Source organism: Curvibacter lanceolatus ATCC 14669 (assembly GCF_000381265.1).
GTDB classification, from domain to species: Bacteria; Pseudomonadota; Gammaproteobacteria; order Burkholderiales; family Burkholderiaceae_C; genus Curvibacter; species Curvibacter lanceolatus.
Genome location: NZ_KB906270.1, coordinates 85,398 through 98,270, shown reverse-complemented (window position 1 = coordinate 98,270; position 12,873 = coordinate 85,398). Strand labels below are relative to the sequence as shown.

At 66.3% G+C, this 12,873-nt stretch carries 11 protein-coding genes; 5 read left to right on the top strand and 6 right to left on the bottom strand.

What is annotated here, in order from left to right; genetic code table 11:
* Positions 1 to 16: 16 nt before the first annotated feature.
* The 6 genes from F624_RS0124270 to F624_RS0124245 all read right to left on the bottom strand — a co-directional run bounded on the left by F624_RS0124270 (position 17) and on the right by F624_RS0124245 (position 6,422).
* The gene (locus F624_RS0124270) at positions 17 to 781 is read right to left on the bottom strand and encodes a 5'-methylthioadenosine/adenosylhomocysteine nucleosidase (protein WP_031256130.1); all 765 of its coding nucleotides are present in this window, start codon (positions 779 to 781) and stop codon (positions 17 to 19) included.
* A gap of 109 nt (positions 782 to 890) precedes the next feature.
* The gene (locus tag F624_RS0124265) at positions 891 to 2,567 is read right to left on the bottom strand and encodes a long-chain-fatty-acid--CoA ligase (protein WP_019576974.1); all 1,677 of its coding nucleotides are present in this window, start codon (positions 2,565 to 2,567) and stop codon (positions 891 to 893) included.
* A 185-nt stretch (positions 2,568 to 2,752) separates the two neighbouring features.
* Complete coding sequence (locus F624_RS0124260; RefSeq protein WP_031256129.1) at positions 2,753 to 4,192, bottom strand: NAD(P)(+) transhydrogenase (Re/Si-specific) subunit beta; 1,440 nt, start codon at positions 4,190 to 4,192, stop codon at positions 2,753 to 2,755.
* Positions 4,189 to 4,512, bottom strand: coding sequence for an NAD(P) transhydrogenase subunit alpha part 2 (locus tag F624_RS0124255; protein ID WP_019576972.1), 324 nt, complete (start codon positions 4,510 to 4,512; stop codon positions 4,189 to 4,191). The genes F624_RS0124260 and F624_RS0124255 overlap by 4 nt, the downstream gene beginning before the upstream one ends.
* 33 nt (positions 4,513 to 4,545) lie before the next feature.
* A complete protein-coding gene (locus F624_RS0124250) occupies positions 4,546 to 5,283 on the bottom strand; it encodes a hypothetical protein (RefSeq protein ID WP_157443613.1) in 738 nt (245 codons plus the stop codon).
* Positions 5,280 to 6,422, bottom strand: coding sequence for a Re/Si-specific NAD(P)(+) transhydrogenase subunit alpha (locus F624_RS0124245; protein ID WP_019576970.1), 1,143 nt, complete (start codon positions 6,420 to 6,422; stop codon positions 5,280 to 5,282). The genes F624_RS0124250 and F624_RS0124245 overlap by 4 nt, the downstream gene beginning before the upstream one ends.
* A gap of 189 nt (positions 6,423 to 6,611) precedes the next feature.
* Between F624_RS0124245 and F624_RS0124240 the strand changes: the two genes are divergently transcribed.
* From F624_RS0124240 to F624_RS0124220, 5 genes are all read left to right on the top strand, one after another.
* Entirely contained in the window at positions 6,612 to 7,100 is a 489-nt protein-coding gene (locus tag F624_RS0124240; RefSeq protein WP_043330468.1) for an NUDIX hydrolase, read from the top strand.
* A gap of 47 nt (positions 7,101 to 7,147) precedes the next feature.
* Positions 7,148 to 8,263 (top strand): tRNA 2-thiouridine(34) synthase MnmA, encoded by a 1,116-nt coding sequence (gene mnmA, locus F624_RS0124235; RefSeq protein ID WP_019576968.1) that lies wholly within the window; start codon positions 7,148 to 7,150, stop codon positions 8,261 to 8,263.
* Positions 8,264 to 8,551: 288 nt separating this feature from the next.
* Entirely contained in the window at positions 8,552 to 9,910 is a 1,359-nt protein-coding gene (locus tag F624_RS0124230) for an NAD(P)-dependent oxidoreductase (RefSeq protein ID WP_019576967.1), read from the top strand.
* A 17-nt stretch (positions 9,911 to 9,927) separates the two neighbouring features.
* Positions 9,928 to 11,232, top strand: a complete 1,305-nt coding sequence (preA, locus tag F624_RS0124225) for an NAD-dependent dihydropyrimidine dehydrogenase subunit PreA (protein WP_019576966.1) — start codon at positions 9,928 to 9,930, stop codon at positions 11,230 to 11,232.
* 109 nt (positions 11,233 to 11,341) lie between these two features.
* A complete protein-coding gene (locus F624_RS0124220) occupies positions 11,342 to 12,832 on the top strand; it encodes an NCS1 family nucleobase:cation symporter-1 (protein WP_019576965.1) in 1,491 nt (496 codons plus the stop codon).
* Positions 12,833 to 12,873 lie beyond the last annotated feature (41 nt).

Below are 12,873 nucleotides of genomic sequence, written 5' to 3'. Positions count from 1 at the left end.
GCCAAGCCCTTGGCCGTCAGGACGGCTGCTGGCTCAGATGGTCCAGCAGGCCGCCCACGATCAAGGTGGTGCAGCGGCCCGCCACCGCCTCCAGAAACGCCGGAAAATCCACATGGGCCTGGTCATCGGCCCGGTCCGAGATGGTGCGCAGCGCGGCAAAGCGCACCCCGTAATCGTGGCAGACCTGGGCCACAGCGGCGGCCTCCATCTCCACCGCCAAGGCCTCGGGCAGGCGGGCCCGCAGGCCCAGCGCCTCGTCGGCAGCCGAGACAAACCGGTCCCCGCTGATCAGCAAGCCCTGGTGCACCTGCATGGCATCAAGCCCGTACTGGCGCCGCACTGACGCATCGAAATGACTCTCCACCCGCGCCTGCACGGCCCGGGCCGCCACCCGCAGACCTTCGGCCAGCACGGGATCGCAGGCGAAGTGCGCCTGACCGTAAAGCGGCACCTCATAGCGCGGGAACAGCGGTGAGGCATCCATGTCGTGCTGCAGGCAATGGCTGGCCACCACCACATCGCCCACCGTCACGCCCTCGCCCAGGCCGCCGGCCACCCCGCTGAACACGATGTCGGTCACGCCAAAGCGCTCGATCAGGGCCGTGGCCGTGGTGGCTGCGGCCACCTTGCCGATGCGTGACAACGCCAGCACCACCGGCCGGCCGGCCCACAGTCCCAGACAGTACTCACGGCCGGCGTGCTGCTCCAGACGCGGTTGGTCCAGCAAGGCGCGCAGACCGGTCTGCTCCTGAGGCAAGGCACTGAGAATAGCGAGCGTCATCCATCCAACTCCAGAACATTCGAGCAGCGCCCCCAGGCACTGCCCACGAAAAAGCGGCCCGAAGGCCGCCCGCATTGTGCCGTGTCCAGACCCGCTCACGGGCCGGGGGTCACGCCTTGTCGCGCAATTCGCGGCGCAGGATCTTGCCCACGGGGGTCTTGGGCAGATCAGTGCGAAACTCGATGATGCGAGGCTGCTTGTAGCCGGTCAGGTTGGCGCGGCAGAACTCCTTCACCTGCACATCGGTCAGCGCCGGGTCCTTCTTCACGATCACCAGCTTCACCGCCTCGCCGGTCTTCTCGTCGGGCACCCCGACGGCGGCGCACTCCAGCACCCCGTCCAGATCGGCCACCACCTCTTCCACCTCATTGGGGTAGACGTTGAAGCCGCTGACCAGGATCATGTCCTTCTTGCGGTCGACGATCTTGAAGAAGCCCTTGGCGTCCACCACGCCGATGTCGCCCGTCTTGAAGAAGCCGTCGGGCGTCATGACCTTGGCGGTTTCATCGGGGCGCTGCCAGTAGCCGGCCATGACCTGCGGCCCCTTGATGGCGATCTCGCCGGGCTGGCCCAGGGGCACCTCCAGGCCGTCGTCATCGAGCAGCTTGAGGAAGGTGCTGGGCAAGGGCACGCCGATGGTGCCTGTGTACTCGGTGGCCGTCACCGGGTTGCAGCTCACGGTGGGCGAGGTTTCTGACAGGCCATAGCCCTCGCAGATCGGGCAGCCCGTCTTGTCGAGCCACAGCTTGGCCACCGCGCCCTGCACCGCCATGCCGCCGCCCACCGACACCTTGAGGTTCTTCCAGTTCACGGTGCCGAAATCCGGGTGGTTCGCCAGCCCGTTGAAAAGCGTGTTGACGGCCGGAAAGCTGTGGAAGGTGTGGCGGCGCAACTCCTTGAACACCGAGGGCAGATCGCGCGGATTGGGGATCAGGATCAGCTTGCCGCCCGTGCGCATGGACAGCATCATGCCCACGGTGAAGGCGAAGATGTGGTACAGCGGCAAGGCGCACACGCTGGTGGGTTGTTCGTGCGCGGGCACCTGGCTCATCACGGGCGAGTTCCAGGCCTCCGACTGCAGCACATTGGCAATCACGTTGCGGTGCAGCAGCACCGCGCCCTTGGACACCCCGGTGGTCCCCCCGGTGTACTGCAGCAAGGCGACATCGTCGGCCTTGATGTCGGGGCGCTTGAATGAGCGCCGGGCACCCTGACGCACCGCATCCTTGAACCGCACAGCGCCAGGCAGGTGGTATTCGGGCACCATCTTCTTGACGTTTCGGACCACATAGTTGACCAAGGCGCCTTTGAGGAAGCCCAACTCATCGCCCATGGCGCACAAAACCACATGTTTGACCGGCGTGTGGGCCAGGCACTGCTGCAAGGTGGTGGCAAAGTTCTCGATCAGGATGATGGCCTTGGCGCCCGAATCCTTGAGCTGGTGCTCCAGCTCGCGTGGCGTGTACAGCGGGTTCACATTGACCACCACCAGACCGGCACGCAACACCGCGGCCACGCACACCGGGTACTGGGGGATGTTGGGCATCATCAGAGCGACGCGGTCACCCTTGGCCAGGCCCAGCCCCTGCAGGTAGGCGGCCAGCGCCAGGCTTTGGCGATGGGCCTGCGCGTAAGTGACGTCGCGGCCCATGAAACTGTAGGCCACCCGGCTGGCATGCTTCTCGAAACTCTCCTCCATCAAAGCCACCAAGGAGGCGTAATGCGAAGGATCGATGTCGGCGGGCACCCCTTGGGGGTAGCTGCCGAGCCATGGGCGGTCGGTCATTTCTTGTCTCTCCAGACTCTTGCTTGGGAATATGCGCAGTCCTTCGAGTCAAGTCAGGCCTGCGTCAGCACAACCTCCTATTTTGATTCGTTTTTTTACAAAACGACACTCAATCAGGACGTCCTGCCACGCAGGGCCCAACGCAAAAGTATGCAATCACACAATTGCACACTTCTGAAGCGGGGTCACTCCACCGCCTTCACCATGTCTTCGACCACCTTCTTGGCGTCGCCGAAGACCATCATGGTCTTGTCCAGATAGAAGAGTTCGTTGTCCAGGCCCGCATAGCCTGCGGCCATCGAGCGCTTGTTCACGATCACCGTCTTGGCCTTGTAGGCCTCCAGGATAGGCATGCCGTAGATCGGGCTGCCCTTCACATGGGCAGCAGGGTTCACCACGTCATTGGCCCCGAGGATGATGGCCACATCGGCCTGGCCGAATTCGCCATTGATGTCTTCCATCTCGAACACCTGGTCGTAGGGCACCTCGGCCTCGGCCAGCAGCACGTTCATGTGGCCTGGCATGCGGCCCGCCACCGGGTGAATGGCGTACTTCACGGTCACGCCCTTCTCGGTCAGCTTGGCGGCCAGTTCCTTCACGGCATGCTGCGCCCGGGCCACGGCCAGGCCGTAACCCGGCACGATGACCACGGTCTCTGCGTTGGACAGCACAAAGGCCGCGTCGTCGGCACTGCCGCTTTTGACGTTGCGCTGCACCTGCCCACCGGCCGCAGCCGTGGTGGCCTCACCGCCAAAGCCGCCCAGGATCACGTTGAAGAACGAGCGGTTCATGGCCTTGCACATGATGTAGCTCAGGATGGCGCCCGAGCTGCCCACCAGCGAGCCCGCGATGATCAGCATGGCGTTGTTCAGGCTGAAGCCGATGCCGGCCGCTGCCCAGCCCGAGTAGCTGTTGAGCATGGACACCACCACCGGCATGTCGGCCCCGCCGATCGGGATGATGATCAGCACGCCCATCACAAAGGCCAGCGCCAGCATGGCAAAAAAGGCCGTCCAGTTTTCTGTGACCATGAAGGCCAGCCCCAGGCCCACGGTGGCCAGGCCCAGCACCAGGTTCAGCATGTGCTGGCCCGCGAACTGCACCGGCGCGCCCTGGAACAGGCGGAACTTGTACTTGCCCGACAGCTTGCCGAAGGCGATCACCGAGCCACTGAAGGTGATGGCACCGATGGCCGCGCCCAGGAACAGCTCCAGCCGGTTGCCGGTCGGGATCAGTTCGCCCTTGGTGTGCACGATCTGGAAGGCGTAAGGCTCGGCCACGGCGGCCACGGCAATGAACACCGCGGCCAGGCCGATCATGCTGTGCATGAAGGCCACCAGTTCAGGCATCTTGGTCATCTCGACGCGCTGCGCCATCAGGGCGCCAGCGCCGCCGCCCACCACCAGGGCGGCCAGCACATAACCCAGCCCGCCCACGGTGGACAGGCCCGCCGTTTCCGACAGCTTGACGATCAGGGCCGCCGTGGTCAGCACGGCAATCGTCATGCCGATCATGCCGAACAGATTGCCCCGGATCGAGGTGGTGGGGTGGGACAAGCCCTTGAGCGCCTGGATGAAACAGACGCTGGCCACCAGGTACAGCAGGGTGACGAGGTTCATGCTCATGCTTTGTCTCCGTGGGCCGCCGGGGCCTTCTTTTCTTTCTTGCGGAACATCTCCAGCATGCGCCTTGTGACGAGGAAGCCGCCGAACACATTGACCGCCGCCAGCGCCACGGCCAGCACGCCCATGGTCTTGCCCAGAGGGGTTTCGGTCAGGGCGGCCGCGAGCATGGCGCCCACGATCACGATGGCCGACACCGCATTGGTCACCGCCATCAAGGGCGTGTGCAGGGCCGGTGTCACCGTCCAGACCACGTGGTAGCCCACGTAGATGGCCAGCACGAAGATGATCAGGTTGATCAGGGTTGGGGATACAACATCCACGACTGTCTCCTTTGTATTGAGGCCGATTGAGGCCTATTGAGGCAAAGCCATCGGGAAATCCGGCAGGTTCAAGGCCCCATCGAGCGACACCGCGCTCAGACGCGCCGCCTGTGCAACCTTGCGGGCCCATTCCTCGGCTGGCCGGCCGGCCACCAGGAAATCACTGTTGCTGCGCGTCACCGGCTCGGTCAGCCGGCGGTTGGCCAGCACCTGCACCAGCACGTAACCGCCGCCCTCGGTGTTGTAGCGGAAGTCCAGCGCGCCGAACGGTTTGACAGGCAGGCTCTGGCGGCCGCCCAGGTAGGTGTTGAGCTTGGGATAACGCGACGCCAGCCAATCGTGGCCATCGGCCCAGCGCTTGTAGCGCAGGCAATCGGTGCGCGTGGGGCTGCCCGCGGTGGCATCCTCGACATGCACACCGCGCTCCTGCGGGCAGGCATTGCGCACGGCCTGGCGATCCGGCCACAGACCGCTGCGGTTGGACTGCACCACCATCACGGCCAGCAAGGACTGGTCGGCACCGCGCAAACCCACCACCCGGGTGGGCAGGGTCGGCGCCGTCAGGGTCGGATCCAGGCTGTCCAGCGACTCTTCACCACCGCCCAGATCCACCCACTGCCCACCGGCTTGTGCCGCCGGCAGACTCACCTTGGCCCGGCCGGCCGAGGGACTGCCCTCCGGCACGACAGAGCACGCCGTCAGGCCCAACACCGCAGCGGCCACAGCCCAGGCACCGAAGTGCAGGTTCAGGGTCTCACTCTTCATCCTCATGCGCGCTTCACCGTTCCTTCGTGTGTCATCAGGCAGGCTGCCACGATGTCGTCTTCCAAATCCACATGCAACTGCCCTTCCTTGTTCAGCACCAGCTTCAGGAAGTCGAGCACGTTGCGGGCATACAGGGCCGAGGCGTCGGCCGCGACCAGGGCCGGCAGGTTGGTTTCACCCACCAGCGTCACGCCGTGGCGCTGCACGATCTTGTCGGCTTCGGTCAGCGGGCAATTGCCGCCCGGGCCGCCATGCGGGCCCTGCGGGCCCTTGCCCGCCGCCAGGTCCACCAGCACCGAGCCGGGCTTCATGGCCTTGACCATGTCTTCGGTCACCAGCACAGGGGCGGCGCGGCCCGGAATCAAGGCGGTGGAGATCACCACATCGGCCTGGGCCACGCGCTTGGCCACTTCGATCTTCTGCCGCTCCAGCCAACTCGGTGGCATGGGGCGGGCATAGCCGCCCACGCCCTGGGCAGCTTCCTTTTCTTCATCCGTTTCATAGGGCACGTCGATGAACTTGGCGCCCAGGGATTCGACCTGTTCCTTCACCGAGGGGCGCACGTCCGAGGCCTCGATCACCGCCCCCAGGCGCTTGGCCGTGGCAATGGCCTGCAGGCCCGCCACCCCCACGCCCAGGATCACCACGCGGGCCGCTTTCACGGTGCCGGCGGCGGTCATCAGCATCGGGAAAAATCGCTGGTACTTGTCGGCCGCGATCATCACGGCCTTGTAGCCGGCGATGTTGGCCTGCGAGGACAACACGTCCATGCTCTGCGCCCGTGTCGTGCGCGGCGCCGCTTCAAGGGCGTAGGCGGTCAGGCCGGCCGTCGCCAGGCGTTGCAAGCCCTCGGCATCGAATGGGTTGAGCATGCCCACCAGGGTGGTGCCGGGCTTGAGCAAAGGCAGCTCGGCCTCGGAGGGCGCCCGCACCTTGAGCACCAGGCCAGCGCCGAAGGCACCCGCGGCATCGGTGATGGTGGCACCCGCCGCCACATAGGCCTCATCGGTCACGCTGGCAGCGACGCCGGCACCCGATTGCACAGTGATCTCGTGCCCTTGGGCTTTCAGTTTCTTCACTGTTTCCGGGGTGACCGCCACCCGGGTCTCCCCCGCCGCAGTTTCAGCAGGAACGCCAATGAACATGAGAATCTCCTCGTGGATGATTGACCAGCTTTTTATGAATTGACCGGAGCTTACATGATGCCTGGGCGCCGATCGTGTCAACGCAGAGACCGGCTGTTCGAACCTCCAGGCACCCAATCCCGGTGCGTCGGCCGAGCTCAAGCCCCTGACGTCAAGGCCCTGTCATGCCAAGCGTGAATAATGTGCGCCATGAAAATCCGTTGGAAACCCAGTGTCACGGTGGCCGCCCTGATGGAGCGCGACGGCAAATTCCTGCTGGTCGAAGAACACACCGACTCCGGCCTCAAACTGAACAACCCCGCAGGGCACCTCGACCCCGGGGAATCACCGGCCGACGGCTGCGCCCGTGAAGCGTTGGAAGAGACCGCTCACCACTTCAAACCAACCGCTCTGGTGGGCATCTACCTCTCGCGCTTCCGCAAACAATCCACTGGTGAAGACATCACTTACATGCGCTTTGCATTTTGTGGCACCGTCGGCGACGAAGTCCCCGGCATGGCGCTCGATGACGGCATCGTGCGCGCCCTTTGGATGACGCCCGAGGAGATCCGCGCCAACGAGCACCGGCACCGCAGCCCGCTGCTGCTGCGTTGCCTGGATGATTACCTGGCCGGCAAGCGCTACCCGCTGGACATGGTCTACACCGACGAGACGGTGCTGCAGACGCCCCCGCCTTGACCCTGGCGCAGGCAGCGTTTGGGCCCGCCTGGGATAATCCCGGGGCTATGAACAAACAACGCATCGTGGTGGGCCTGAGTGGCGGGGTGGACTCCGCTGTCACGGCGCACCTGCTCAAACAGCAAGGCCACGAGGTCATCGGCATCTTCATGAAGAACTGGGAAGATGACGACGACAGCGAGTTCTGCTCCAGCCGGCAGGATTTTCTCGACGCGGCCAGCGTGGCCGACGTGCTGGGCATCGAGATCGAACACGTCAACTTCGCCGCCGAGTACAAGGACCGCGTCTTTGCCGAGTTCCTGACCGAATACCAGGCCGGCCGCACCCCCAACCCCGACGTGCTGTGCAACGCCGAGATCAAGTTCAAGGCCTTTCTCGATCACGCCATGCGCCTGGGGGCCGACCGCATCGCCACCGGCCATTACGCACGCGCCCGCTTCAACCCGGCCACGCAAAAGCACGAGCTGCTCAAGGGGCTGGACCCGGCCAAAGATCAAAGCTACTTTCTGCACCGCCTGAACCAGGCCCAGATCAGCAAGACCCTGTTCCCCGTGGGCGAGCTGCACAAGACCGAAGTGCGGCGCATCGCCGAGGAGATCGGCCTGCCCAATGCCAAGAAGAAAGACTCGACCGGCATCTGCTTCATAGGCGAGCGGCCCTTCCGCGAGTTTCTGAACCGCTACATCTCCCGCGAGCCCGGCCCCATCAAGGACGAGCGCGGCCGCAAACTGGGCACCCACGTGGGCCTGTCGTTCTACACCCTGGGCCAGCGCCAGGGCCTGGGCATTGGCGGCGTCAAAGAAAAGGGCGCCCAACGCGGCAGCGGCGACCACTCGCCCTGGTTCGTGGCCCGCAAGGACATCCCGAACAACACGCTGTGGGTGGTGCAAGGCCACGAGCACCCCTGGCTGCAATACCGCAGCCTGCAGGCCGACAACGCGAGCTGGGTGGCCGGCGAGCCCCCCGCACAGACCGGGCTGGGCGCCAAGACCCGCTACCGGCAGGCCGATGCCGCCTGCACCTTCGAGCCCGGCGCCGAGGCCGACACCTTCGGCCTGAACTTCACCGAACTGCAATGGGCGGTGACCCCGGGCCAGAGCGCCGTGCTGTACGACGGCGAGGTCTGCCTGGGCGGCGGCATCATCTCCGCAGCGCAGGCCTGATCCACCGGACGGCTCGCCGGGCGGCGCCCTCCACCGGCACACGCCTCCCCTGAACGGTCGCAACACGCGGCCGCCCCCTCCCCCAACCCCACGGACAAGCCACCGGCGCACCGGCGCGGTGCTGCGCGCCCCAACTTCAATCGCGCCCGCCGCCCAAGGCAGAAACCAGGGGCCCAGGGCCGCGCCGACATGGTGCAAACCCGCATCACAAAGCTGGCACACCTGTTGCATCATGAAAAAAGCTGACCATTTGATCAGCTTTTGACGATCAAAACAGGAGTTGCCCCCGTGACCCAGACACCGACCACCGGCCCCGACATCCAGGCAGGGCGGCTCGCCCCGGCCGACTATGCCCAGCGCTTTGCGGACGCGGGCGAACCCTTCACGGCACAGCAGGCCGTGCTGGAGGCCGAGCGCTGCCTTTACTGCTACGACGCCCCCTGCGCCACCGCCTGCCCCACCAGCATCGATGTGCCCAGCTTCATCCACCGCATCAGCCAGGGCAATGTGCGCGGCGCCGCCCAGGCCATCCTCAGCGCCAACCCGCTGGGTGGCATGTGCGCCCGCGTCTGCCCCACCGAAGAACTGTGCGAGGCCGTGTGCGTGCGCAACACCCAGCAGGGCGTGCCGGTGGCCATCGGCAAACTGCAGCGCCACGCGGTGGACGCCGTGATGCACCTGCCGCAGAGCGCCCTGTTCCAGCGCGCCCCGACCAGCGGCAAGAAGGTGGCCGTGGTGGGCGCGGGCCCGGCCGGCCTGGCCTGTGCCCACGGCCTGGCCTTGAAGGGCCACGACGTGACCGTGTTCGATGCCCACGCCAAACCCGGCGGCCTCAACGAATACGGTCTGGCCACCTACAAGACAGCCGACAACTTTGCCCAGCGCGAGATCGACTGGCTGCTGGGCATCGGCGGCATCACGGTCCAGACCGGCTGGAAGCTCGAATCGGCAGCCCAACTGGACACCCTGCGCGCCGACTTCGACGCGGTCTTCCTGGGCATCGGCCTGGGCGCCGTCAACCAGCCCGCACTGCCCGGCAGCACGCTGGCCGGCATCCGAGACGCGGTCGACTTCATCGCAGAACTGCGCCAGTGCACCGATCTCTCCTCCCTGCCCGTGGGCAGCCGCGTGGTGGTGATCGGCGGCGGCATGACTGCGGTCGACGCCTCGGTGCAGTCGCGCCTGCTGGGCGCCAGCGAGGTGCACATGGTGTACCGCCGCGGCCCCGAGGCCATGGGCGCCTCGGAAGACGAACAGACCTGGGCCAAGACGAATGGCGTGGTGATCGAGCACTGGCTGGCCCCGGTGGCCTTCGAGGGCGAACAAGGCGCCGTGCGGGCCGTGCGCTTCGAGCGCCAGCAGCTGGTCGATGGCCGCCTGCAAGGCACGGGCGTCTTTGAAACCCGGGCCGCCGACACCGTGCTGCAGGCCGTCGGGCAGAAGCTGGCGACAGCCCCCTGGCTGCAAAGCCTGCAGCTCGAAGCCGGCCGCATCGCCGTGGATGCCCAGGGCCGCACCAGCCTCGACGGCGTCTGGGCCGGTGGCGACTGCGTGGGCGGCGGCCGCGACCTCACGGTCGAGGCGGTGGAGGACGGCAAACAGGCCGCCCTCGCCATCCACCACACCCTTTCTTCTTCCAACGCCTGAGCCCCAAGGAAACCGACATGGCTGACCTGAGCATTGACTTCGCGGGCATCAAGAGCCCCAACCCCTTCTGGCTGGCCTCTGCGCCGCCCACCGACAAAGCCGTCAACGTGCTGCGCGCCTTCGAGGCCGGCTGGGGCGGTGTGGTCTGGAAGACCCTGGGCGAAGACCCGCCCGTGGTGAACGTGCACGGCCCGCGCTACAGCGCCCTGCTCTCGCCCGACCGCAAGGTGCTGGGCTTCAACAACATCGAGCTGATCTCCGACCGCCCGCTGGCCACCAACCTGCGCGAAATCCGCGAGGTCAAGCGCGCCTTCCCCGACCGCGCCATGGTGGTGTCGCTGATGGTGCCCTGCCAGGAGTCGTCCTGGAAGGCGATCCTGCCCCAGGTGGAAGACACCGGGGCCGATGGCATCGAACTCAACTTCGGCTGCCCGCATGGCATGAGCGAGCGCGGCATGGGCGCGGCCGTGGGCCAGGTGCCCGAGTACATCCAGATGGTCACCGAGTGGTGCAAGCACTACTCCAAGCTGCCAGTGATCGTGAAGCTCACGCCCAACATCACCGACGTGCGCTACCCGGCGCGGGCCGCCAAGGCCGGCGGGGCCGATGCGGTGTCGCTGATCAACACCATCAACTCCATCATGGGCGTGGACCCGCGCAGCCTGACCATGGTGCCCAGCACCGCGGGCAAGGGCTCGCACGGCGGCTACTGTGGCACGGCGGTGCGCCCCATCGCCCTGAACATGGTGGCCGAGATCGCGCGCGACGCCGAGACCGCCGGCATCCCCATCTCGGGCATCGGTGGCATCGGCACCTGGCGTGACGCGCTCGACTTCCTGGCCCTGGGCGCGGGCAGCGTGCAGGTGTGCACCGCCGCCATGGTGTACGGCTTCAAGATCGTGCAGGACATGGCCAGCGGCCTGTCCAACTACATGGACGACATGGGCATCGCCTCGGTGGCCGAGATCACCGGCCGCGCCGTGCCCACGGTCAGCGACTGGCGCTTCCTCAACCTCAACCACATCAGCAAGGCCGTCATCGACACCGACAAGTGCATCGAATGCGGGCGCTGCCATGTGGTGTGCGAAGACACCTCGCACCAGGCCATCACCGCCACCAAGGACGGCAAGCGCCACTTCGAGGTCAAGGAAGAGGAATGCGTGGGCTGCAACCTGTGCGTGTCGGTGTGCCCGGTGGACGACTGCATCACACTGCGCGACCTGGCCCCCGGCGAGATCGACCTGCGCACCGGCAAGCCCGTGAGTGCCGAGCCGCTGAACTGGACCGCGCATCCGAACAACCCGATGCGCGTCACAGCCTGAGTCCATTCCCGAAGACGGATTTATCCAGGCGGGGCAGGCTGGCTCGGGCCTTCCCAGGCCCAGCGGCCCGCCGCACCCGCCCCATCCACCCCCACGAGGAGACAAGCGCATGAACCCCCGACAAGCCGACGCCCACCCGGGCGACCTGTGGAACGAAGACCTGGCCCCCACCCAGGCGCACCAGCGCACCTGGCGCTGGATGCACTTTGCCGCCCTGTGGGTGGGCATGGTGATGTGCATCCCCGCCTACACCCTGGCCGCCAGCCTGATCGAAGCCGGCATGTCCTGGTCGCAGGCCGTGGGCACGGTGTTTCTGGGCAACCTGATCGTGCTGCTGCCCATGCTGCTGATCGGCCACGCTGGCGCCAAGCACGGCATTCCCTACGCGGTGCTGGCACGGGCCTCCTTCGGCACCCGCGGCGCCAAGCTGCCGGCCCTGCTGCGCGCCCTGGTGGCCTGCGGCTGGTACGGCATCCAGACCTGGTTCGGCGGCATGATGATCTACACCCTGGCGGGCGTGCTGATCGGCCACCCGCTGGAGGGCGACAAGCTGCCCGGCCTGGGCATCAACCTGGGCCAGCTGGTGTGCTTCCTGCTGTTCTGGGCCATCCAGTTCTACTTCGTGGTGCACGGCATCGAATCGATCCGCAAGCTGGAGACCTGGACCGCCCCGATCAAGATCGTGATCTGCGGCGTGCTGCTGGTCTGGGCCTACCAGAAGGCCGGCGGCTTCGGCCCCATCCTGGACCAGCCCTCGCAATTCGAGGCCGGCGGCAAGAAGGCGGGCCAGTTCCACGCCGTGTTCTGGCCCTCGCTGACCGCCATGGTGGGCTTCTGGGCCACCCTGGCGCTGAACATCCCCGACTTCACCCGCTTTGCGCGCACCCAGCGCGACCAGGTCATCGGCCAGGCCCTGGGCCTGCCCCTGCCCATGGGCCTGCTGGCGGCCATGGCGGTGTTTGTCACCTCGGCCACGGTGGTCATCTATGGCAAGGCGCTGTGGGACCCGGTCGACCTGGCCAGCCGCCTGACGGGTGCGGCCGTGCTGATCGCCCTGCTGGTGCTGTTGATCGACACCGTCAGCGTGAACCTGGCGGCCAATCTGGTGGGGCCGGCCTACGATTTTTCGGCCTTGCACCCGGCCCGCATCAGCTACCGCACCGGCGGCTACATCACGGTGGGCATCGCCATCGTGATGATGCCCTGGAAGATCCTCGAATCCACCCAGGGCTACATCTTCACCTGGCTGATCGGCTACTCGGCCCTGCTCGGGCCGGTGGCTGGCATCCTGATGGTCGACTACTACCTGCTGCGCCGCACCGAGCTCGCGGTGAGCGAGCTGTACGACGAAAACGGCCGCTACCACTACAGCGGCGGCTGGAACTGGATCGCCGTGCTGGCCTTTGCCGCCGGCGTGGCGCCCAATGTGCCTGGCTTTCTGAATGCGGCCTTCCCCAGCACCTTCCCCGATGTGGCCGAGGGCTTCAAACAACTTTATGCCTATGCCTGGTTTGCAGGCCTGGGAATTGCATCCGTGGTCTACCGACTCGGCATGGCAGGCAGAACCCAGTCCGTGGGTCTGGTGCGCCGCCGGGTCTGAGGCCCCTCTTGCCGGGGCCTGCCCCGGCCTGGCACGCCGCC

Excerpts from the sequence above, each read along its gene's own strand:
- F624_RS0124270 (WP_031256130.1), bottom strand. The coding sequence starts at position 781 with ATGACGCTCGCTATTCTCAGTGCCTTGCCTCAGGAGCAGACCGGTCTG.
- F624_RS0124250 (WP_157443613.1), bottom strand. The coding sequence starts at position 5,283 with ATGAGGATGAAGAGTGAGACCCTGAACCTGCACTTCGGTGCCTGGGCT.
- F624_RS0124245 (WP_019576970.1), bottom strand. The coding sequence starts at position 6,422 with ATGTTCATTGGCGTTCCTGCTGAAACTGCGGCGGGGGAGACCCGGGTG.
- F624_RS0124240 (WP_043330468.1), top strand. The coding sequence starts at position 6,612 with ATGAAAATCCGTTGGAAACCCAGTGTCACGGTGGCCGCCCTGATGGAG.
- preA (WP_019576966.1), top strand. The coding sequence starts at position 9,928 with ATGGCTGACCTGAGCATTGACTTCGCGGGCATCAAGAGCCCCAACCCC.
- mnmA (WP_019576968.1), top strand. The coding sequence starts at position 7,148 with ATGAACAAACAACGCATCGTGGTGGGCCTGAGTGGCGGGGTGGACTCC.
- F624_RS0124260 (WP_031256129.1), bottom strand. The coding sequence starts at position 4,192 with ATGAGCATGAACCTCGTCACCCTGCTGTACCTGGTGGCCAGCGTCTGT.
- F624_RS0124265 (WP_019576974.1), bottom strand. The coding sequence starts at position 2,567 with ATGACCGACCGCCCATGGCTCGGCAGCTACCCCCAAGGGGTGCCCGCC.
- F624_RS0124220 (WP_019576965.1), top strand. The coding sequence starts at position 11,342 with ATGAACCCCCGACAAGCCGACGCCCACCCGGGCGACCTGTGGAACGAA.